The sequence below is a fragment of the Photobacterium makurazakiensis genome, assembly GCF_050336715.1.
Classification (GTDB): Bacteria; Pseudomonadota; Gammaproteobacteria; order Enterobacterales; family Vibrionaceae; genus Photobacterium; species Photobacterium makurazakiensis.
Map to the genome: position 1 here is coordinate 1 of NZ_JAKJSJ010000046.1, position 21,346 is coordinate 21,346.

The following is a 21,346-nucleotide window of genomic DNA, read 5'->3' on the forward strand; positions in this document are numbered from 1 at the left end:
GTATTATATCATAAGCTAATCTATGTATATCAATAAGATTTTTATTTCCATTAATCGATTTCGATTTAAAGTAGCCTTGATATTGTTCTAACCTATTATAAAAATTTTTCCATAATGAATAATATTCAGAATTAGACTGTACAAGTTTAATATCTTCATTGCTACCTTTTACTTGAGTTGCCATTTTAAGGTATGTAGCCCAATCAACCAAAAAACCTTTTATAGTTCTCTCTGATTTAACAGGGTTATTAACTTCAAAAAAAACTTCAATTGTACTAATTGCATCAAAGTAATTCTCCACCTTACCCTGTAATTGATACTTACCTTGATATGCTGTTGCTAATGTCGGATCTAATTTTATTGCTGCATCAAAGGCTTCTATTGAATAATTCAAGTACGTCCTATAGTTATCGGCTAAATTTTCTAAATCTTTTGCCCTCGAAAAACCATGTCCTATTTTCAAAAGAAATTCATATTTCATAGCCTTAGGCATACTTTGAAAAAATTCAGTTTCAGGAGCAAGTTTTGAAAAATTTGTAATATATGAAGGTAATTTATTATGATCATTGTTATTGTATAAATATCTACCTATATTATCAGCTTGAAATAATATATACCTTGACTGTGGAGATAACTCAATTGCGGTTTTAGTTCTCAGCAAAGCTTTCTCAATATCATTGGGTGATGATGAAGAAAGCATGAGATCACTAGCTTCACTATAGTATTCTTCCGCGAGAGCAGGTTTATATTTCAATCTGATATTTTTTGTTTCTCTAAACTCTTCAGTCTCGAACTTTATTTCTTGCGGTAATATGAAATCTGGATGTGTCGCATGGATATAAACATCCATAGGCTCATTTCGGTTATATGATAATGCATTATATTTCCCATTTTCCTCTGAATAATTTAATTCATCCGGCTCTTTACCTGAGACTGAAATGATAAGGTCTGCATCGATTATTGATGTTCTCGAATTATCTCGGTCATAGACTCTACCTACTAGTTGTAGATCTGCGGCTTTCGCCCCCAAAGACTCCAACATTATAAACACTGTGAACGGTGCCATTAACACTTTATATCTCATTGTCTATATCCTTGATCCAACTAAGCTTCAAGAATTATAGAACATATGCTGATATTTTAGATATTAGTGACCATAAAACCAGTCTAAGAGAATAGTTCAGAAGCACTTAGAGTCATTGAAATATACCAACACTATTTATAACAATAAAAAATGATTATTAACAATAACTTAAAATAAATTCACTCTGTTAATACGTACCAAAATAAGCACCCATAATACTTAACATGGCAAACGATAAAATATTACTATTTCTTTTTCCAAATATCATTTAACCACCTCTCTGAACGACCAGGGCGGCAACCCTCAGTAAACCAAAGCTGCTTACACTTAAACTGTGAGAGATGTCGAAGTAAATTTTCATAAAGCTCTTCATTGAGATCGGTAAACAGGCGACCATCTTTTTCACGCTGGTAATCACCATACTTTAACGACAGATACCATACCCCTCCTGACTTTAATGATTTACCAAGTACATTTAGAGTATCGAATAACTCTACTTCTGGGACATGAAGCAAAGAGGCACAAGTCCAAATACCATCGTACTTTTCAACTACTTCAACCTCATCAAAACGAGCCCGTTGAACGTCAATACCTGTATGAGCAGTGGCTCGTTCAACCATCTCACTCGAAGCATCAATCGCATCAACTTTAAATCCCATATCAAGGAAAGCTTTGGTATCTCTTCCTGAACCACACCCAGCATCAAGAATTGTTGCCCCAGCAGGAAGGCTCTCAATAAACTTTTGGTAGATATGGGTCATATCTACATTCACTGTTCCGTCAAAAAAGGTATCAGCATTATTTTGGTAAAACTCAATAGTCATATTAAAAGGTGATTATTCCGCGAATTTCTGGCTGCCACTCATGGATTAGCCTACTTTTGGCTATTTATACTGATCTTGAAGGAACTACTTACGTTTAAGTTCGCTGCTACCTGTTTGCTGTAACAACGTTTCACGTAAGGGCAAATGGCTGTTTATGAAATATTCGTTTCGTTGGTGCAGCCGCTTTAAGAGTTCAATGGTAGGCACTTTTGCAAATTTACCTGTTGATTCCCCTCTAACCACTTAAACCAAGCTTCAATCCTTGATTTATCAAATACAAACTCAAACATGCTAGATATCCTAAAACTTTATAGAAAGCCATAACATCTTATTCTACGAACTCGATTCATATACCTTCCTGTTTCGGCGAATATACAAATCAACTTCGCTTCTCTCGCGTTTATCGATGGAGTTCGCTCTATTAATAGAACCATCAAACCACGTGAACGGCATTCTGGAAAGTATTAACCGTCATTATTGTCTAGATAATCAAACAATTTCTTCGCATATAGCTCATACCCTTCAAACTGCTCATCTAACCAATCATGCTGTTGTATACAGCCAGTACCCCACCCAGCTCATGGCCTAACATCTTCTCTACTACGTGTGGCATCACACCAAGTTCTGAGGCGCCTGTAGAAAGCGACCGCCTAAAATCGTGAGTACGCCACTCTTCTAGTGGCAGGTTGGCTCGTATGCGGCGTATATAGCAATTAGCGGCTGATATAGTTATTGGTGTATTGTGGTTTTGCCCTGGGAACAACACGTCATCCTTCTTCTGTATAAATCTGCTTTCCATTACACGTTCTAATATGGCTCGGGCTTTTGTTGGAATTGGGCGACGAATTGGCTTGTTGGTTTTGCTCAGCTCTTTTGGAACAGTCCAAATGCCAGCTTTCATGTCGAAGTGGGAACGGCGAGCGAGGCGGAGTTCAGAAAGGCGACTGCCCAATAGCATGGTGAGTTGATGAAGGGTTTTGTTGGCAGTGCTTGCGCGGCTACGTTCCATCGCTAGCCATATTTGTTCTAATTCAGACCAAGTAGGCACACGAGTACCATTCTCTGACTTCATGCCAACGTTTTGCTTTTTAATCCGATCTACATCTGTTCTTTCAATAATGAATTTACTTTTACAGAAGTTCAGGCAGGAACGAAGTTGGGTAAAAACTGAGTTGGCTGTTTTGGGCTTTTCAGCACTTATTGTATCTAACCATTCTTCTAGAGGTGTGCATCCACCCCTAGCGGGTATGGTTTCGACGTTTCTGTCTGGGAAGGTACCAAGGAAGTAATTTTTAGCGAAGGGGGGTAATAGAGTGCTTGAGTACCTTCTTTTAAGCTTGGTATATAGTATTTTAGCCAGTAGTTAACACAGTCGTCTAAAGTGATGAAATCTTGCTCACCGCTACCTCCAAACCCGTTAGCAATTTATGGATTTCGGCCAGATTCTCTCAATTCAAGCATGATTTTATGTTTCCGCCTTGCCTCTTTAAGGGAAGTTGCGGGATACTTACTAACATAAGTTCTAACACTAACAGCTATCCTTGGTGCATTAATGAGCCTTTGTAAAATAACAACAAATGACTCACCGATAGCTTCTGGAAACGACTATGAATGATACAAATCAGCCAACACTGTTTTGGCTAGATTATGAAACCTTCGGCGCTAGTCCGTCGATTGACCGTCCTTGCCAGTTTGCTGGTGTACGTACGGATATGGACCTTAACGTTATTGGCGAGCCACTGGTTATTTACTGTAAGCCGCCTCTTGACTACCTTCCTTCGCCAGAAGCTTGCCTAATCACGGGGATTACACCGCAAGAAGCTCATGAAAAAGGGTTGCCAGAGCCTGAGTTCATTGCTCGCATTCACGCTGAATTATCTAAGCCCAATACCTGTGTAATTGGCTACAACAATATTCGCTTCGATGATGAGGTAACGCGTTATACGCTTTATCGCAACTTCTTCGACCCTTACGCATGGAGTTGGCAAAACAACAATTCTCGCTGGGATCTTCTGGATATTATGCGTACTTGTTTTGCCTTACGCCCTGAAGGCGTTAATTGGCCGACAAATGAAGATGATTTACCAAGCTTTAAGTTAGAGCACCTTTCGGTTGCCAATGGTATTGAGCACGCCAATGCGCATGATGCGATGGCTGATGTATACGCCACCATTGAACTTGCCAAAATATTGAAGACAAACCAACCAAAGCTATTTAACTACCTGTTCGACCTACGACACAAACGTAAGTTACAGGAGTTGGTTGATATTGCTGAAATGACACCACTTGTGCACATCTCAGGCATGTTTGGCGTTGGCTGTGGCAACACAAGTTGGATTGTGCCAATGGCATGGCACCCAGATAACAAGAATGCAGTGATTACTGTTAACTTGGCGATGGATCCAACCCCATTACTTGAACTAAGCGCAGACGAAATTCTTGAGCGACTTTATACTAAGCGTTCTGATTTAGGCCCTGATGAATTACCTATTCCATTAAAGTTGGTTCACCTTAATAAGTGCCCTGTACTCGCGCCAGCAAAAACCTTGAAAGCAGAAGATGCCGCTCGTCTTGGTATTAATCGTGAACAGTGCTTAAAGCACCTTCAAGTGCTGAAGTCTCACCCAGAGGTTCGTGAAAAGCTGCTGAAAATCTATAGCCAAGAACGTGACTATGGTGAAAACACGAATGTAGATAGCATGCTATACGATGGCTTTTTCTCAACGGCTGATCGCTCTACAATGGATATCATACGAGATACTCAACCAGAGGCCTTAAGTAGTTTAGATCTCAATGTTGGCGACCAACGTATTAAACCATTGCTTTTCCGCTATAGAGCAAGGCACTACCCGATGACATTAGATTACAAAGAACAGCAACAGTGGAAACACCACTGCCAGGACTTTTTTGAATCTAACTTACCTGCATACATGGAAAATTTAGAAGCGGTTGCTCTGGAACATCAATCCGACGAAAAAAAGATGAAAATTTTAAAGTCTTTGTATGATTATGTAGCGTCTCTCGTATAGATAAACAGCCTACGACTCAATATTTTTTAAAATAAAATATTGTCAGTAAGCAATAGAAAATATTGATGTTTTACTTAGCCTCTTGCGCATCGACTGCCAAGAGGCTTTTTATTAAGACAAAATACTCAAAGGTGCGATTGCGATTCTTATCAACACCATCAACACTCAATGGATAAAGGACTCATCGTTTGTCATTCATGGATTTGAGTTGTTGAATTTAAAGTGGTTGATATGACAACAAAAACATTAACTCGCTGTTATCGTTTTGAAACAGTCGATTTTGAGCCTGATTTACACTTGTTAGTTTGGAAAGATAGCAGTGAAACATCGTTAACTGTGCATGAGTCGCGCTTGCTGGAAGCACTATGTTTTAGTGCTGGGGAAGTGATCAGCGCAGAACCACTTTATGATAAGACCTTTTCACAACTAGACCCTTATGAAGATACAAACACAAACCATTATGACCTTAATACCCTTTTTAAATCGTTAAACCAAAAGCTGGAACGTGACGGCCAAACAGCTATCCCTATCGAGGTTATTGCTCACTATGGTTTTAGAGTGCCATTACCTGAAAAGTCATGCCGCTTAGTACATGAAAGTAAAGAAATAAAACAACCAACACCACCAGAAGACGATGAGTTCGTCGAAACGGCAACTGAGCATATTGTTAAACACAGCTTACTGCATAAAATCTCTGTTTTCCTTTTGGCAGCCGCTGGGTTAGCCATCATTTTAGTTTCTAATTATTAATCATCTCACTATTCAAATAAACGTGGCTTAGATCACGTTTATTTTGTATGATGAATGGGTCGTTTGCTAATATTGAAGGACCCTATGGCGTATCTACGTTCATTTTTCATCATCTTCGTTTGCTTAATAATTGGTAAAGGCATTCAACACCTCACACAGCTTGCCATACCCGGTAGCATTATCGGTATGTTATTGCTCTTCGCCTTGCTATCGATAGGTTTAATTCCTGCACATTGGACGATGAAGGGCTGTCACTTCCTTATTCGTCATATGGCACTTCTTTTTGTACCGGTGGGTGTTGGGCTAATCAATTACCTCGATCTCTTACAAACCAACGCATTAACTATTTTACTAAGTACGCTTGGCAGTAGCATTATCGTCTTTGTTGTGATTGGTCTTACTGTGCAGTACAAGGAAAAGCAATGATCTGGCTACTCACCACGTTAGTGGTCTTTTACACTGCTCGCTATATCTCAAAGCACCTTCAACACCCTATCGTTAATCCGTTGCTAATATGCCTTGTGATTATCATTCCATTGCTCATGTGGCTAGAGGTACCTTATGAAACCTATTTTGAGCAAAATAAGTGGTTAAACGCCCTATTAGAGCCCGCTGTTGTGGCCCTTGCTTTTCCGCTTTATGAGCAACTTTCACAAATTAGGCAAAAATGGAAAGTCATTCTTTCAGCCTGTTTCGTCGGCAGTGTTTTGTCTATGCTTACAGGAGCAGGGATTGCATTATTACTTGGTGCTGATTTAGAACTAACAGCCAGTATTTTACCCAAATCGGTTACGACCCCTATTGCAATGGCAGTCGCTGATCAAGTCGGCGGTGTCCCATCGGTTGCAGCCATTATGGTGATTATTGCAGGCTTATTTGGAGCTGTTTTAGGCTACCCACTATTTCGACTACTCGGTATTAAAGCGCCAATCGCAAAAGGGTTAACCATGGGCACCGTTTCTCATGCACTTGGAACAGCGAAAGCCGCAGAAGAAAACTACCAAGATGGAGCATTTAGCTCATTAGCTTTAGTGATTTGTGGCGTTATTACATCAATTTTGGCACCCATTGTTTTTCCTACCATTGTTTATCTTTTTGCATAACTGTGTAGGTAATCGAATACAAAGGTAAGGTATTGATTAATAAAGACTCAGAAATTTAAAACCGTGTGAGCCGACTCCCAATAGTGTAACAAGTGCAAACAATGAATCACAAATGAGATGCAGATCACACTATTATTTTATTGCTAAGTCTACAATATTTCTCCATACACAAGACGGAGTGAAAACTCATGCACACTAAAGTAATGGATGCTTTAGGCGCTCTACCCGCTGATCTAGCTTCTGCGATTAAGCCCGTATTAGAATCAGAGACATTTGATGCCACCCTGAGCTCTGAAGTATTTACTCAACTCCTGTCACAAACGCAAATGACTGACAGCGAATTACGTGTCGCTTTACTCCCTCTCGCCGCTGCTTATTCCGTCGCACCAATTTCTAATTTCTATGTTGGTGCCATTGTTCGTGGCCTTTCTGGTACGCTATATTTCGGCGCAAACATGGAGTTTGTTGGCGCATGTTTATCTCAAACTATTCATGCCGAACAATCAGCCATTAGCCACGCTTGGGTGAAAGGTGAAACGGGCATTAAAGACATCACCATCAACTACAGTCCTTGTGGTCACTGTCGCCAGTTCATGAATGAGTTAACAACGGCAAACGAACTTATTGTTCAATTACCAGAACGAGCAGAAAAAACGCTTCAAGAATATCTGCCTGAATCATTTGGCCCTGCTGACTTGAACATTACTGATGCGCTACTTTCTACGGTAAACCACGGTATGACAACCGAAGCAGATGAAGCGCTGGTTAAATTAGCCTGCCAAGCAGCAAACCGTGCACATGCGCCTTATACCAAAAACTTTAGCGGTGTAGCGCTGAAAGCAAGCGACGGTCAAACCTTTATTGGTATGTATGCCGAAAATGCGGCTTTCAACCCTAGCCTACCACCGCTTCAAGTCGCATTGGTTAATATGAACATGGCGGGTTATCCGCTATCTGAAATTACAGAAGTTGCTTTGGTTGAAAAAGCTGATAGTACAATTAGCCACCTATCTGACACGCAAACAACTCTTGAAGCACTAAACCCGGATGTACCGCTGACTTACGTTGCAATTTAAACATTGCGTTTAAAACAGCATGACGATTTTAAACCGCCATTTCGGCGGTTTTTTATTATCAATAAAAGAAATATCTTGTATCTTCATCTAGTAAGCAGGTGTATGATTTTTCGAAAGTTAACTAATTATTTTAAAGCATGTCACATCAACATAACCCGATCCAAGGCGCTAGCTGGATGCTTATTGCAGGTTTGGCCTTCGCCTTAGTCAACAGCATGGCGCAATACGTCAGCATGATTCTGCACATTCCATCTACCACTGTTGCTTTCTTTCAGTATTTTATTGCGCTCGTTGCTATCTTCCCTTGGCTCACAAAACTGGGGCTGCGAAACGCACTAAAAACAGAATACTTTGGTATGCACTGTTTTAGGGTCTTTCTTTCAGTTATAGGCATCCAGTTATGGCTATGGGCGTTAGCTTACCCTGTACCAATTTGGCAAGGTATTGCGTTATTAATGACATCACCACTGTTTGCAACCATTGGATCGGGTATCTTCCTAAAAGAAACTGTTGGCAAAGCACGCTGGGTGGCGACGTTAAGCGGCTTCATTGGTGCCATGATTATTCTAGAACCATGGGGAGATGGTTTTAATTGGGCAACATTACTACCCGTCGGTGCTGCTTTTTTCTGGGCTGCCTATTCACTGATGGTCAAAAAGATGTCAGCGCATGATTCTCCGACCACCATAGTGGTTTACTTACTGATCTTAATCACACCGTTTAATGTCTTCCTTGCTGTTCCGAGCTTTACCATGCCAAGCACTGGGCTTACTTGGGTTTTATTATTTGGTGCAGGTCTGCTCACCGCCCTTGCACAATGGGCGATTGCAAAAGCCTATGCGGTTGCAGATGCTTCTTTTGTGCAACCCTTTGACCATGCAAAACTACCGCTCAATGTACTTGCTGGCTGGGTAGTATTCAGCTGGGTGCCACCAGGGCGTTTATGGCTTGGCGCAGCAATTATTATTGCTTCTGTCGCATTCATTACCCAATGGGAAAACAAGAAAATCTCTCGGTAAGTGTTCTGTATTACAGTGCACCAAAGTAAAGCCTCGCACTCTACTCTTCGATGAAGTACTGAGTGCGAGGCTTTACACCATGATGAAGCCGAGCGTCCCCCCTAACACTTTCATTTCAACTGTGAGCCTTTCCATTAATTCCTAACGAGTTGAGCCGTTTTTTTTCTCATGTTAGACTTGCCAGTCGAAACGTTTCTACAGCGAGGGCACTATGACAAAACTAACAGAAAAGCAAAAATTACTTGCCGGCATTCCTTATATTTCTTGGGATGAGGAGCTAACGGAAGATAGAAACAAAGCCAAAAAGTTATGCTTTCAAATATCTCAAACATGCCCGACAGATAGAACGTCACAGCAAGAATTGCTATCCCAAATTATCGGGTATTCAACCGATGCATGGGTAGAGCCGCCATTTTATTGTGATTACGGCTACAACATAAAACTGGGCTCAAACTTCTACAGTAATCATGGCTGCGTGATCTTAGATGGCGCAGCAGTATCAATTGGTGATAATTGTTTATTCGGCCCAAATGTTGTTATAGCGACCCCTGGCCACCCTTTGGATCCCATTGCTCGAGCTAGGGGCGATGAATACGCAAAAGCAATCACAATTGGTCATGACGTTTGGCTTGGTGCTAATGTGTCGGTATGCCCTGGGGTCACCATTGGCGATAACGTTGTTGTGGGCGCTGGTAGCGTTGTGGTTAAAGATTTGCCGTCGAACTCAGTGTGTGTCGGTTCTCCTGCTGTGGCTATTAGGGCTATCACAGAAAGCGATAAAGCCTGTCATCAGTAATTTTCTTATATGCATGACAAAGAGCAAGCGGATAAGCAACTAAAATACAAGGTCATAATATTTGTTTAGACGGAAACATAATGATGACTATACGCACTTGGGTAACCTCTTTAATTAGTGCTAGCGTATTTTTATTTGCACCGGCTGCTTTGTCAGAGTCATTCATTACCATAGGTACTGGTGGTGTAACAGGTGTTTACTACCCAACTGGCGGCGCCATATGTCGCTTAGTTAACAAAGACCGAAAAGACCATGGTATAAGATGCTCGGTTGAGTCAACGGGTGGATCAATTTACAACATCAATACGATTCGGGCTGGCGAGTTAGATTTGGGGATTGCTCAATCCGATTGGCAATATCACGCCTATAACGGAACCAGTAAATTTGAATCTAAAGGCCCGTTTAAATCGCTTCGCTCGGTATTCTCTATTCACCCAGAACCTTTTACGGTTGTAGCTCGGGCTGATTCCGGCATTAAAACATTTGCTGATCTTAAAGGTAAACGCGTCAATATTGGTAATCCGGGCTCAGGTCAGCGTGGCACCATGGAAGTGCTTATGGCGGCACTAGGCTGGACTGAAAAAGATTTTACTTTGGTTGCTGAACTCAAAGCTTCTGAACAATCGAAGGCACTTTGCGACAATAAAATCGACGCCATGGTTTATACCGTAGGCCACCCTAGCGGTGCAATTAAAGAAGCGACAACATCTTGCGATAGCGTAATAGTGGAAGTCGCTGGTCCTGTTGTTGACAAGCTGGTCAATGAAAATGATTTCTATCGGGTCGCAACTGTACCAGGGGGCATGTACAAAGGATCAGAAAACGATGTGAAAACATTTGGCGTAGGGGCAACATTTGTGTCTTCAGCAGCCGTGGATAAACAGCTTATTTATCAAGTCGTCAAATCTGTATTTACCGACYTTGATACATTTAAAAAATTACACCCTGCCTTTGCCCATTTAAACAAAGCTGAAATGACGACAGATGGGCTCTCTGCACCTTTGCATGACGGTGCTAGGCAATATTATGAAGAAGCAGGGTTAATCAAAGAAAAATAATACCAATCTGGATAATATTTTAGTCTATCAGGCGATTGCAGCCTGATAGACACTATAATGATTGCCATTAAATATCGGCGCCTCTATTACCTATAACAGCATCCTATAACAACGATTGGCATCACTAGAAGCGAAACCTAAAGCCTAATTGGCCTTCCAACTCTAAATTGACATCTTCAACAACATATAACGTTGGGCCCACTTCGCCATAAAACTCAAAACTGTTAACTGGTACTTCAAAGCCAACACCGCCACGTACACCTAACTTATTATGCTTCTTATCGACATACTGAGCACCGACGAATGTATACAAGTTATTCATACCTGGGTCATTAGTAAGTGATCCTAAATTAAATGTCTTATCGAAAGCCAAACCAAAATCATCAATACCCAATGAGAAGCGTAAATCATGGTGCTTATACTGAATACCGGACATTGGACTACCAAAAAACATACCCAAAGCTTGTGAAGCCTGTGCCTGGATTGGTAATGCACATAATAAACCTAAGCCAATTAACGCTTTTTTCATGACGATACTACTGCTCTATTCAGACGAAATTGGTAGTAACTTAACGAGAAAGTTCCCAAATTTCGAGCCTGACTAGGCAGATATGACATAACTTTGACAAATTATGAACGGTGTTTAATAGAAGTGCCAGTGATGAGTGCGAATGGTTTTTACGCAAAAAAGCGTAAAGTGCCGCTTAATTATTCGCTAATCATGATTGAGGTTAACCAATGAAAAAATGGGGAAAAAGATTGCTCCCCCCATAAATAGCAAACGTTTGCGCGAGTGTAAAAATACTGTATGATTCTAGGTAATTTGACTACACCCAGTAAGGAAATTCGATGTTAGGGTCTGCAACAAGTCTAAATGCTACACGTGTGCTGCTTCTTGGTTCTGGTGAGTTAGGTAAAGAAGTCGCGATTGAATGCCAACGCCTTGGTCTAGAAGTTATTGCCATAGATCGTTACGCTAACGCACCAGCTATGCAAGTTGCACATCGTAGCCATGTCATTGATATGCTTGACAGCGAAGCATTAAAACATGTTATTGAACTTGAAAAGCCACATTATGTGGTGCCTGAGATCGAAGCAATTGCAACAGAGACATTAGTAGAGCTTGAACGAGATGGCCTAAATGTCGTACCAACAGCAAATGCCACTAAACTGACCATGAATCGTGAAGGTATTCGTCGCTTAGCCGCTGAAGACCTATCTATTCCAACCTCACCTTACGAGTTCTCTGATCAGTTTGACGACTTTGCGGCTTCTGTGGAACGTATTGGCACACCTTGTGTTGTTAAGCCAATCATGAGTTCATCGGGCAAAGGTCAAAGTGTAATCAAAACACCAGCAGACATTGAAACTGCATGGCAATATGCACAAGAAGGGGGCCGCGCGGGCGCTGGACGTGTCATTGTTGAAGGTTTTGTCGAGTTCGACTATGAAATTACCCTTCTAACAGTACGAGCGGTAGATGGCATTCATTTCTGTGCGCCAATTGGTCACCGACAAGAAGATGGTGATTATCGCGAGTCATGGCAGCCACAACAAATGTCTGAAGCCGCTTTAAAGGCTGCACAAGATGTTGCCGAGAAGGTTGTTAACGCGTTAGGCGGCTATGGCCTATTTGGTGTTGAGCTATTCGTGAAAGGCGATGAGGTTCTGTTCAGTGAAGTATCCCCTCGCCCACATGACACAGGTATGGTAACGCTTATTTCTCAAGAGCTATCTGAGTTTGCTCTTCACGTACGCGCTTTCCTTGGCTTACCTATTCACTCGATCAATCAATTCGGCCCATCAGCATCTGCGGTTGTTCTTGCAGAAGGTGTATCAAGCAATATTCGTTTTGATAATTTAACCGCTGCGCTTGCACGTCCTAATACGCAAGTACGCTTGTTTGCAAAACCTGAAATCAATGGCCGACGTCGCTTAGGTGTTGCTTTAACCCGACGTGACAGTGTGGAACAAGCAATTGAAGATTCAGTCGCTACAGCAGCAGACATTAACGTTATCTTCTAGTTCATTACAACGTCATATTAAGTTCAACACGAATTAAAAAAGGAGCTTAAGCTCCTTTTTTATTACTTTAAAGAGGCCGCCCAGAAGCCATGTCGGGCATTAGTTAACTTCAATCAACCATACTTCTTCTGCAAAACGTGTAAGACCACGCTGACGGCGTGGGTGCGTCTCACCAGCATCGTAACGTCCCAAATGGGTGATCTTACAGTTGGTAAACAACGCATCAACGTCCATGCTTGGTACAGAGAATGGAGGGCCATCCATTTCATTTTGTGGGTAATCGAGAGTAACCAATAAAATACGCCCACCAGGCTTAACCAACGACAGAAGCTTTTCTACATACAATTTACGCATTGACTCAGGCATTGCAATCAACGCTGCACGGTCATAAACCACATCGGCTGGATCTATTTGCGTTGAAAAGAAGTCGCCACAGTAAATACTGATTTCATCAAATTCATACAAGGTTTGGTGGTTACCAAGCGTTGTTACCATTGGGGTATAAAAATGCTCAGTAAAAAAGGTGCGTACAGCAATATCACTCAGCTCAACACCAATCACTTTGTTATGCTTTTCAGCCAACCATGTAAGATCGACCGATTTGCCACACATAGGGACAAATACAACGTCATCTCGGTTCGCATTCACCTGTGACCAATATTTCGTTAAAGCAGGGTTGATGTCATCAAGGTGGAAACCTATTCGGTTTTCTGCCCAGCGGCTATGCCAAAATTCTGCATCCATTTATTCTTATCTCTTTATGTGACTGACTGTCTTATGCCTGAGTTATACCAAAGCACCCTACTTCAGACAAGTTTGAAGGCCTATTAAAGCGCCCAGAGCCTCATCTAAGGTGTTTTTTCATCACACTCCACCCCAAGTTCGCATTTCAGCCAAAACGTTCAAATAACGAGCTTGGAGAGCTTTGGATACAAAAAAAGATGCCTAAGCATCCTTTTTTGCTAATTGGTTTTTATTGCTAAAAACCAATTAAAATCTGTTCTTCAACTTTTCTTTCTATGAGAGTCATTGAATAAACGATATTGGGTCATCGGAATTATGAAATTCGGAATAACTTAATCGAGTCTCGACGTACCGTCACACCACGGAAAGTCACAGGCTCTAACAACGTCATAAGTTGCTTAGAAACAAAAAACTTACCGCCGTAGCTACGATCGCCACCACGATTCACCCAATCTGCAAATTCATCTGCCAAGTTGAACATAGAGTTTCCAACAAGCAGAACCAACACTTTAGCGACTTCACTGTCATTCTGTTTATTAAACTCCGCGTCACGAACTTTCTTACGGTATTCGTCGACAATTCTTTCTAGGCATTCAAATCTGCTCATAGTACACCACCACAAAAAAAGAGGTGCGGATACTACTGCTACACACCAATGAAATCAACCCATACAGGGCTGATTATTGGCATATTTGTATGTTTTTTTCGTTCTATTAACAATATCTACCATTTTAACCATGCAAATAACGATATATGTCATGTTTTAATGCACCAAAAGAAGTTACATTACAAATATACCTTTATGGTTTTTCCTACATTTTCAGCCATTCATTGAGAAGGTGAACCAATGAAAAAACAAGTAAATTGCGACCTTCTTTACTCCAATTTAAACGTGGAGTTTAAGACCATAAAAGCCATGGTAAACATTTACTGTAAAGCTCACCATGATCAAACTACGTCTTGTAGCGAATGTGACGACTTTTTAGACTATGCCTATACTCGACTAGATCGCTGTCCATATGGCAACAACAAGCCGACTTGTAAACTGTGCCCAATTCATTGCTATAAACCTGACTATAAAGCACGTTCTAAAGCCATCATGCTTTACGCTGGGCCAAAAATGATATTCAAACACCCGGTTTTGGCGATTAAGCACTTACTGGCTGGCAAGAAAGTCGTTGATCCCAAACCACCAGCAAATGCGTCTAATCGGCATAAACGTACTGCTCAGGCGCGCTCTAAATAGAGTATTTTAAAGCACCAGCCACTGATATCAATTTCGGTAATAATCGACAACTTGAATTTTAGAAATGGCATCACTACCCGCTAATGCCATTTCAAATGTGTTTTCATCGACAACCTTAACTGTCGAACCCATTTTTCCAGTCACACTCACGCCCTCAATTTTTTCGAAGGTTTTTGTGTCACTGTAGTGCATATTGACTGTTATTTGAGTTTCCATATTGGCTGATAATTCAAATTTACAAATGCCCGTTACGCAATAAACATCAAGAGTATTGGCAGTAACCTGTATTTTCTCGACGTTTTGTATTGGCGTCGTTACCAATTGCAGTTCTTCACTACAGCCCGTAACGAAGGCTAACAGTAGAAATACTATCCCAGCTTTCATTCCTTGCTTCACACTATTCTCCTTAATTCTTATTTTTACTGATTATAAAGTGAAAGAAAACAGAGCTGCAACGCTGTTCTCTATATCGCTCGCTATCTCGTGGATCGCGGCACATAACCAGACTTTTTATGCGCTTATTTTTTGTTTTCGTGACACCGTCTCAAAGTTGCCTTCTCTATACTCTTATCGCTAGGTTATTAGACATAGGTATGGATAAAATCATGACATCAAATGGTAGCCAATACACCCTAACTACAGAGCTAGTCAGTAGGAAAATTCATGTTTTACTATTTTTGTTATCTTTTTTACTGACACCCTTTGGTTATTCCCAAGACGTCCATCATGATACAAAATGGATAAAGCCATATAAAATTCTATCTCCCGATGAAATAGCTGAAACACTGCCCTACTTTCCATCTAGAGCCACTACAGGTGGGAAAACACTCACGCCAGATATGTTTGAGAAACCTGAGGTTTGCCAAGGTTGCCATAGTGAAATTTACCAACAGTGGAAACGGTCTGCTATGGCTAATTCATGGGACGATCCCATTTACCAAGCCTTATTTAAGCGAGCCAGTAAAGCAACCGACCAGCAGATAGATAATTTCTGTATCGCTTGCCATAGCCCTATCGGCATGACGAGTATGAATGGCAGTGCAAAAATGATTGATACGAAAGAACACTTGCCAGGTGTGAATTGTGAAGTTTGCCATAATATCACTGGAATTACGGGGCAGGATAATGGTGCTTATGTACTTAGCCCGAATAAACAAAAGCACGTTAAATTAGGTCCTCGCCGTGATGCTTCATCACCTTATCATCAAACTGAATACTCTGACTTGCATACTCGTTCAGAGTTTTGTTCTACCTGCCATAATGTCTCTCATCCATTCAACAGTACCCCCATCGAGCGCACCTACGATGAATGGCAAGAGAGTGTTTACAACGAACAAGGGATACATTGCCAAGATTGTCATATGACGCCTGGCCCAGGGATCAGTAGTAACCCAGGTAAGTCGGCCATTATGGGTAAAGAACGTGAACATATTTATTCCCATGAATTCACCGGCGGTAATTCAACCTTACATAACTACTTTAATGAACCTGAAAGTGCCGAGTTAGCTCGTTCTATGTTGAGATCTGCTGCGAAAATAGAATTTGTCGATTTACCCAATAAAATTCAAGCGGGTGAACTTGTAACGGTAAAAGTTAAAGTGACAAATATTGGGGCTGGCCATAAATTACCGACTGGCTTTCCTGAAGGGCGTGAAGTTTGGATAGATTTCACTGCATCCACGCCTGACGATAACTTAATATATCGCTCAGGGGCTATCGAAGATGGGCATACTGAAAAAAATACGCGTAATTTTAAAGTTACCCTCGGTGATGTTGACGGAAATATCGTAGAACTTAATGTTTGGGAAGTCGACAGAATATTATCTGACACCAGAATACCGCCTAAAGGCTATTCTATCGTTGAATATACTTTCTTAATGCCCGATAACCTTAACCAAGACATTACGTTAAGTGCTACTTTAAAATATTGGCCATTTTCACAAAAATTAGTCGATGAATTATTAGGTGAAGGAAAACTAAAAGTGGATGTTGTTGAGATGACATCTACCTCAACTGAGGTATCGCTTGATACCAGCAAGATTATCGTAAGTAATCAATAACATTTAGAACCCATAATTGAAAAACAAGCGCCGGTATTATCCGGCGCTTGTTTATATTCAAGTAATAATTAGTGCTGAACAGTTAATGATTGCTCATCATCTTTATTCTGTTGCTCTAATTCCTCACCTTTACGGACCAAATTAGTGATCACTTTTGATAATGCCAGCGTCACAAACACCATGACTACAGCCATAATTGCAAGATTAAAGAAGTAGCTTGCATACACATTCTCTATAATATCTTGCGTAAGAACTTGGTCTTTCGGTAACGCGATGCGTGTCGAAATAACCGCAGCTAGAATCCCACTAAGTGAAAGTGCAACAGAGCGCAAACCAATCGCGAACGCCGACAAATAACGCGGCACCATTTCAAAAATAAAGCCAGCGCCCAAAGCACCCACAATCAACTCAGCAAGTGACTGGAAGAAATGAACCCATAAGATCCAATCAGCAGAGATTTTTCCTGATTCACCAACAAAGTTGGTTGATAAGCCTAATAAAGAAAACGATATAGCACTAAACAAGAATGCAGCAGAGAACTTAGTTGGAATCGATGGATTGAAACCTTTCTTCTCTAGCCAGCCATAAATGAAAATAACCGGACCACCTAGTACAAAACACCATAGTGGGTTAAACGCTGCGTTTGATTCAGGGCGAATAGGAATAAAGCCAAGTAAGCTGTCTCCCATTAGGTTTATCGCATAGATGTTCATCGATGTTAGCATTTGACCGTAGTAAAAATAGAATACGATCATAATGAAAATCATGATAAGTACAGCCAGCATCTTATATTGAAACGCTTTGGTTGCACGAGTTATCTCAAAAATGAAATAGCCAATTGCGCTGAATCCCAAGGCGTATAATAAATATTTACCAGCATCTAAATTCGAAAACACCCAGAAAACCAATCCCAACATAACCACAGAACCGGCAAAAAATGCAGTCCATACCTTCAAACTTACTGCACGACGGTCAATGTCATTACCCACTGCAATAAAGCGGTCACGGAATAGTACAAAAAGTACTAACGTAATAGACATCAAACCTGAAGCAATATAAAAATTACCGCGGTATGCAAGAAACGCTACAAGAAAAGGGAAAAGGTATTTTGAAGCAAACGACCCTAAATTATTAATAGAATAGTTTACAGTCAAACCTTGCTGGAAAGCATCACGATTCGTGCTTGAATATGAATTGCCTAATAATACCGTTGGGCTTGTTGCCGAAAGCCCCCTAGCATAACCAATCAAGGCGATAGCAAAAATACTTAATGGAATGTTTAGGCTACTTGCCCCTATCCCAAGTATAAAAAAGCCAACTGTATAGGTTGTATAGCCTATATATACCGCTCGAAACGAACCTATATATCGATCAGCAACAAAGCCACCAACAGCTGAAAATACTGGTCCTACAGCGCCAAATGCCCCCATCATCATAATGGTATCGGCTTCGCTATAATTTAGTTCAACAAGAAAATACTTAGTTAGTAGTACATATGTACCGTAAAAAGCAGCTCCCCACAGGAACTGCCTTAAGATTAACACTCTAGCTATAAAAGGGAATCTAGTGTTTGCATCTTGCATGATATACTCCTTCAATACAATGCACTGCAAAAACTAGCATTGAGCAACCGTTAATACTGAGATCAAGTGCAACAAACCGCATAGAAACACATTGATTAACGTGAAAAATTGCTTTTATGTGAGGTTGAGGCAGAAAAGTAAGTGACTGTCGTGATTTTCCATATCTAGCACAATCTACTTCGTTAAGTGATTGTGATATAAGAAAAGTCCCATTATTATCAGAACCAATATCACCATACCCAATAGGAATCTACACATGAAAGGCATACTGTCTATTCAATCACACGTTGTATACGGCCACGCAGGCAATAGTTCTGCCGTGTTCCCACTACAAAGAATGGGGTATGAAGTCTGGCCTATTCACACCGTACAATTTTCAAACCATACGCAATATAAAGAGGGCTGGACGGGTCGTGCTTTCCATGCAGATGACATCACCGACCTTGTTTCAGGTATGGCAGCTATTGGACAACTTGAGAATTGCGAAGCAATTCTGAGTGGTTATCAAGGCAGTGCTGAGCAATGCCTTGCAATAAAAGATACGGTAGAAAAAGTAAAAGCTGCAAACCCGAGTGCACTTTATGTTTGTGACCCTGTAATGGGAGCACCAGACAAAGGCTGTATCGTTGCACCAGGTATAGCTGAACATTTGATCAACACCTTAATGCCAATGGCTGACATTATCGTGCCTAATCAGTTTGAGTTAAGTCAGTTTGCTGAGATGGAAATACACTCATTGGAAGATGCAATGACAGCCTGTAAGCGTGCTTTAGCCAAGGGGCCGAAAGTCGTGCTAGTCAAGCATTTACACAGCGTTTCTGATGAGAAGTTCTCAATGATGCTCGCAACTCAAGATGGTTGCTGGCTGGCGCAACGTCCACACCTTAAGTTCGATAAACAACCTGTCGGTGTTGGCGATTTAATTTCTTCGTTATTTACTGGCCAGTTACTCGCGCGTAACAACCCAGAAGCAGCTTTTGCGCACTGTAACGATGCTTGCTATGCCATTTTAAAAGCGACTTCTGATAGAGGTGAATGGGAATTACAAACGATTGCAGCACAAAACGAAATTGTAGAGCCTACAATTAATTTCACTGTCACAGCCTTGTAACTCCAGCACTATCTCGTCAAATAGCGAACAACTAATCAAATTGTTCGCTATTAATATTACTTTAGGCTCTTGTTTTTGACGGGTGTACCAAAGAATGCTTACTACGGCGAGTAACTACGACCGTAAGTAGTCCCGCGGCGAAAAAAGTAATAGGTAGTGGCTCTGGCACGCTACTGGCCGTCACACCGTACCAATTAACACCAGAAGTATTCATATCAATAAAATCTTTTGCCGCAGACACAGAAATAAAACCCGATATTGTTGAGCCTCCACCACCATTAGCAACAAAAGAGTTAATACCAGCGAGTACACGCCCTTGGGGAGTATCTACAAACAATCCCCCTCCACTATCACCAGGTGCTAACGCCGGAATCCCAATGGTTAACAATGTGTCAGTTGCACTGACTACATTGCTAACACCTGTACGACGTGTTCCTAATCCAGTTGTATGGCCAACATTGTTAAAGCCATATCCAGCCATTGTGCCAGCTATCCCTAATAGCTCTGCCGAAGGCTTCGCCCAGAGTAATGTAGAACTTGGCAGTACAATTGGCGAATCTAGAAATAGTAGCCCTATATCATGAAATAATGTTATCGGTGAATACAGAGGGTCAATTAGGCCACTGCCTGAAATTGAAATGGTTTGATCAGGACTACTGAAAGCATCAACCCCAGTACGAAAGAAACTATTCGGGTTAAGGTTATGCTGTTCTACCACGTGAGCTGCGGTAAGTATGACGTTCGGGGCTATCAGGACCCCACTAGCTAAAGTGCCATTTCCTGTCGCAATAAACCCAACATTTGAATACTGATTACTGTTATCAGTTACCCCTAAAACCACCGCAAAAATTCGAAATGGAGCTATACAGAGTATTACAGCAGCAGCAATGCGTACTAAAGCTTTCATATAAGGTCCTTTTGATAATAACAATGAAAACGAGTTCCATAAGTCAGCGATTATCAAAATTATTAAGCAATATTTATGCCTATCTATTAACTACCTAATAACAAAGCATTTTAAAATTTCAGCGCATTATTTATGAATATTTATAATGGTAAAGTGTTAAATTTATTGACACTAATTATGCCTTTTTCATAATTTAAATATCAACCTGCGACATAAATACATCAGTAGTTACCATCATCGGTAATGATCGGCTCACTATATTACGAGTATCGGCATTCACATATGATTAAAAACTCACCACTTACGTGAATTTAAACGTTATAGACAGGCTCTCTATAATTACCACTACAGTTCACAGAACTGATTACGTATACTGAAAGATTCAATGTTTAGCGATTTGGTTATAGAAAATATGATTACCTTCACTACAAATTTCGGCGATATCGATATAGAGCTGAATATGGACACTGCACCCGTAAGTTCGAAGAACTTCTTACAATATTGCCAAGATGGCTTCTATACTGGCACTATTTTTCACCGTGTTATCAAAGGGTTTATGATCCAAGGTGGTGGCTTTACCAAAAACATGCAAGAAAAGCCAACTCGCGCGCCTATCGTTAATGAAGCAAACCGTGGGCTAAAAAACACTATTGGCACAATCGCCATGGCAAGAACCGATGCCCCCCACTCAGCGACAGCGCAATTCTTCATTAATTTAGAAAATAATGATTTCCTTGATTATACAGCGACCACAAACCAAGGCTGGGGCTACGCCGTTTTTGGTAAGGTAACTGCGGGTATGGATGTTGTAAATAACATAGCAAATACCTACACAACATCGAAAAATGGCCACGATGATGTACCACTTGACTCAATTATCATCGAAGCCGTAACAATCAAATAATATCAATCAGTGCCGCTCTTTGCTGTG

22 protein-coding genes are annotated in these 21,346 nt (G+C 41.0%); 13 read left to right on the forward strand and 9 right to left on the reverse strand.

The genetic code is table 11. The features are described from left to right. The 3 genes from L4D09_RS19395 to L4D09_RS19405 all read right to left on the reverse strand — a co-directional run. Positions 1-1,084: hypothetical protein (locus L4D09_RS19395; RefSeq protein ID WP_428459177.1), on the reverse strand; the 1,084-nt coding region annotated here is incomplete at its 3' end. Positions 1,085-1,329: 245 nt separating this feature from the next. Next, a complete protein-coding gene (locus tag L4D09_RS19400; protein WP_428459178.1) occupies positions 1,330-1,908 on the reverse strand; it encodes a class I SAM-dependent methyltransferase in 579 nt (192 codons plus the stop codon). A 535-nt stretch (positions 1,909-2,443) separates the two neighbouring features. Beyond that, positions 2,444-2,980 carry a tyrosine-type recombinase/integrase gene (locus tag L4D09_RS19405; RefSeq protein ID WP_428459179.1) on the reverse strand — a complete coding sequence of 179 codons (537 nt, stop codon included), beginning with the start codon at positions 2,978-2,980 and terminating at the stop codon, positions 2,444-2,446. 535 nt (positions 2,981-3,515) lie between these two features. On the opposite strand from L4D09_RS19405, the gene sbcB reads away from it, so the two are divergent. The 8 genes from sbcB to L4D09_RS19445 all read left to right on the forward strand — a co-directional run bounded on the left by sbcB (position 3,516) and on the right by L4D09_RS19445 (position 10,739). Next, positions 3,516-4,937, forward strand: a complete 1,422-nt coding sequence (gene sbcB, locus L4D09_RS19410) for an exodeoxyribonuclease I (protein WP_428459180.1) — start codon at positions 3,516-3,518, stop codon at positions 4,935-4,937. A 231-nt stretch (positions 4,938-5,168) separates the two neighbouring features. Beyond that, positions 5,169-5,687, forward strand: coding sequence for a winged helix-turn-helix domain-containing protein (locus tag L4D09_RS19415; protein WP_428459181.1), 519 nt, complete (start codon positions 5,169-5,171; stop codon positions 5,685-5,687). 84 nt (positions 5,688-5,771) lie between these two features. Further along, positions 5,772-6,113, forward strand: a complete 342-nt coding sequence (locus L4D09_RS19420; protein ID WP_428459182.1) for a CidA/LrgA family protein — start codon at positions 5,772-5,774, stop codon at positions 6,111-6,113. Further along, complete coding sequence (locus L4D09_RS19425; RefSeq protein WP_428459183.1) at positions 6,110-6,790, forward strand: CidB/LrgB family autolysis modulator; 681 nt, start codon at positions 6,110-6,112, stop codon at positions 6,788-6,790. Before L4D09_RS19420 ends, L4D09_RS19425 begins: the two co-directional genes overlap by 4 nt. 188 nt (positions 6,791-6,978) lie before the next feature. Continuing rightward, positions 6,979-7,866, forward strand: a complete 888-nt coding sequence (cdd, locus tag L4D09_RS19430; RefSeq protein ID WP_428459184.1) for a cytidine deaminase — start codon at positions 6,979-6,981, stop codon at positions 7,864-7,866. 137 nt (positions 7,867-8,003) lie between these two features. Further along, complete coding sequence (locus L4D09_RS19435) at positions 8,004-8,885, forward strand: DMT family transporter (RefSeq protein ID WP_428459185.1); 882 nt, start codon at positions 8,004-8,006, stop codon at positions 8,883-8,885. 211 nt (positions 8,886-9,096) lie between these two features. After that, entirely contained in the window at positions 9,097-9,681 is a 585-nt protein-coding gene (locus tag L4D09_RS19440; RefSeq protein WP_428459186.1) for a sugar O-acetyltransferase, read from the forward strand. 83 nt (positions 9,682-9,764) lie between these two features. Beyond that, positions 9,765-10,739, forward strand: a complete 975-nt coding sequence (locus tag L4D09_RS19445) for a TAXI family TRAP transporter solute-binding subunit (RefSeq protein ID WP_428459225.1) — start codon at positions 9,765-9,767, stop codon at positions 10,737-10,739. A gap of 124 nt (positions 10,740-10,863) precedes the next feature. Here L4D09_RS19445 and L4D09_RS19450 read toward each other — a convergent pair whose 3' ends face one another. After that, positions 10,864-11,268 carry a hypothetical protein gene (locus L4D09_RS19450; RefSeq protein WP_428459187.1) on the reverse strand — a complete coding sequence of 135 codons (405 nt, stop codon included), beginning with the start codon at positions 11,266-11,268 and terminating at the stop codon, positions 10,864-10,866. A 320-nt stretch (positions 11,269-11,588) separates the two neighbouring features. Between L4D09_RS19450 and purT the strand changes: the two genes are divergently transcribed. Beyond that, a complete protein-coding gene (gene purT / locus L4D09_RS19455; RefSeq protein WP_428459188.1) occupies positions 11,589-12,764 on the forward strand; it encodes a formate-dependent phosphoribosylglycinamide formyltransferase in 1,176 nt (391 codons plus the stop codon). Between the two features lie 99 nt (positions 12,765-12,863). Here the strand turns inward: purT and L4D09_RS19460 are convergent, their stop codons facing one another. Next, complete coding sequence (locus tag L4D09_RS19460) at positions 12,864-13,508, reverse strand: thiopurine S-methyltransferase (RefSeq protein ID WP_428459189.1); 645 nt, start codon at positions 13,506-13,508, stop codon at positions 12,864-12,866. A 313-nt stretch (positions 13,509-13,821) separates the two neighbouring features. Further along, the gene (locus L4D09_RS19465) at positions 13,822-14,115 is read right to left on the reverse strand and encodes a hypothetical protein (protein WP_036826689.1); all 294 of its coding nucleotides are present in this window, start codon (positions 14,113-14,115) and stop codon (positions 13,822-13,824) included. Between the two features lie 240 nt (positions 14,116-14,355). Between L4D09_RS19465 and L4D09_RS19470 the strand changes: the two genes are divergently transcribed. After that, positions 14,356-14,754 (forward strand): nitrous oxide-stimulated promoter family protein, encoded by a 399-nt coding sequence (locus L4D09_RS19470; RefSeq protein WP_428459190.1) that lies wholly within the window; start codon positions 14,356-14,358, stop codon positions 14,752-14,754. 27 nt (positions 14,755-14,781) lie between these two features. On the opposite strand, the gene L4D09_RS19475 is transcribed toward L4D09_RS19470, so the two are convergent. Next, positions 14,782-15,150, reverse strand: coding sequence for a spore gernimation protein (locus L4D09_RS19475; protein WP_428459191.1), 369 nt, complete (start codon positions 15,148-15,150; stop codon positions 14,782-14,784). Between the two features lie 209 nt (positions 15,151-15,359). On the opposite strand from L4D09_RS19475, the gene L4D09_RS19480 reads away from it, so the two are divergent. Then, a complete protein-coding gene (locus tag L4D09_RS19480) occupies positions 15,360-16,814 on the forward strand; it encodes a multiheme c-type cytochrome (protein WP_428459192.1) in 1,455 nt (484 codons plus the stop codon). Positions 16,815-16,882: 68 nt separating this feature from the next. On the opposite strand, the gene L4D09_RS19485 is transcribed toward L4D09_RS19480, so the two are convergent. After that, on the reverse strand, positions 16,883-18,397 hold the full coding sequence (locus L4D09_RS19485; protein WP_428459193.1) for a peptide MFS transporter: 1,515 nt from the start codon (positions 18,395-18,397) through the stop codon (positions 16,883-16,885). Between the two features lie 256 nt (positions 18,398-18,653). Between L4D09_RS19485 and pdxY the strand changes: the two genes are divergently transcribed. Then, complete coding sequence (gene pdxY / locus L4D09_RS19490; protein WP_428459194.1) at positions 18,654-19,508, forward strand: pyridoxal kinase PdxY; 855 nt, start codon at positions 18,654-18,656, stop codon at positions 19,506-19,508. Between the two features lie 61 nt (positions 19,509-19,569). Here pdxY and L4D09_RS19495 read toward each other — a convergent pair whose 3' ends face one another. Next, on the reverse strand, positions 19,570-20,415 hold the full coding sequence (locus L4D09_RS19495; RefSeq protein WP_428459195.1) for a trypsin-like serine protease: 846 nt from the start codon (positions 20,413-20,415) through the stop codon (positions 19,570-19,572). Between the two features lie 412 nt (positions 20,416-20,827). On the opposite strand from L4D09_RS19495, the gene L4D09_RS19500 reads away from it, so the two are divergent. After that, positions 20,828-21,319 carry a peptidylprolyl isomerase gene (locus L4D09_RS19500; protein ID WP_428459196.1) on the forward strand — a complete coding sequence of 164 codons (492 nt, stop codon included), beginning with the start codon at positions 20,828-20,830 and terminating at the stop codon, positions 21,317-21,319. Positions 21,320-21,346 lie beyond the last annotated feature (27 nt).

Excerpts from the sequence above, each read along its gene's own strand:
- L4D09_RS19480 (WP_428459192.1), top strand. The coding sequence starts at position 15,360 with ATGACATCAAATGGTAGCCAATACACCCTAACTACAGAGCTAGTCAGT.
- L4D09_RS19450 (WP_428459187.1), bottom strand. The coding sequence starts at position 11,268 with ATGAAAAAAGCGTTAATTGGCTTAGGTTTATTATGTGCATTACCAATC.
- purT (WP_428459188.1), top strand. The coding sequence starts at position 11,589 with ATGTTAGGGTCTGCAACAAGTCTAAATGCTACACGTGTGCTGCTTCTT.
- cdd (WP_428459184.1), top strand. The coding sequence starts at position 6,979 with ATGCACACTAAAGTAATGGATGCTTTAGGCGCTCTACCCGCTGATCTA.
- L4D09_RS19495 (WP_428459195.1), bottom strand. The coding sequence starts at position 20,415 with ATGAAAGCTTTAGTACGCATTGCTGCTGCTGTAATACTCTGTATAGCT.
- L4D09_RS19500 (WP_428459196.1), top strand. The coding sequence starts at position 20,828 with ATGATTACCTTCACTACAAATTTCGGCGATATCGATATAGAGCTGAAT.
- L4D09_RS19460 (WP_428459189.1), bottom strand. The coding sequence starts at position 13,508 with ATGGATGCAGAATTTTGGCATAGCCGCTGGGCAGAAAACCGAATAGGT.
- L4D09_RS19405 (WP_428459179.1), bottom strand. The coding sequence starts at position 2,980 with ATGAAGTCAGAGAATGGTACTCGTGTGCCTACTTGGTCTGAATTAGAA.
- L4D09_RS19400 (WP_428459178.1), bottom strand. The coding sequence starts at position 1,908 with ATGACTATTGAGTTTTACCAAAATAATGCTGATACCTTTTTTGACGGA.
- sbcB (WP_428459180.1), top strand. The coding sequence starts at position 3,516 with ATGAATGATACAAATCAGCCAACACTGTTTTGGCTAGATTATGAAACC.
- L4D09_RS19470 (WP_428459190.1), top strand. The coding sequence starts at position 14,356 with ATGAAAAAACAAGTAAATTGCGACCTTCTTTACTCCAATTTAAACGTG.
- L4D09_RS19485 (WP_428459193.1), bottom strand. The coding sequence starts at position 18,397 with ATGCAAGATGCAAACACTAGATTCCCTTTTATAGCTAGAGTGTTAATC.
- L4D09_RS19435 (WP_428459185.1), top strand. The coding sequence starts at position 8,004 with ATGTCACATCAACATAACCCGATCCAAGGCGCTAGCTGGATGCTTATT.
- pdxY (WP_428459194.1), top strand. The coding sequence starts at position 18,654 with ATGAAAGGCATACTGTCTATTCAATCACACGTTGTATACGGCCACGCA.
- L4D09_RS19440 (WP_428459186.1), top strand. The coding sequence starts at position 9,097 with ATGACAAAACTAACAGAAAAGCAAAAATTACTTGCCGGCATTCCTTAT.
- L4D09_RS19425 (WP_428459183.1), top strand. The coding sequence starts at position 6,110 with ATGATCTGGCTACTCACCACGTTAGTGGTCTTTTACACTGCTCGCTAT.
- L4D09_RS19465 (WP_036826689.1), bottom strand. The coding sequence starts at position 14,115 with ATGAGCAGATTTGAATGCCTAGAAAGAATTGTCGACGAATACCGTAAG.
- L4D09_RS19415 (WP_428459181.1), top strand. The coding sequence starts at position 5,169 with ATGACAACAAAAACATTAACTCGCTGTTATCGTTTTGAAACAGTCGAT.
- L4D09_RS19420 (WP_428459182.1), top strand. The coding sequence starts at position 5,772 with ATGGCGTATCTACGTTCATTTTTCATCATCTTCGTTTGCTTAATAATT.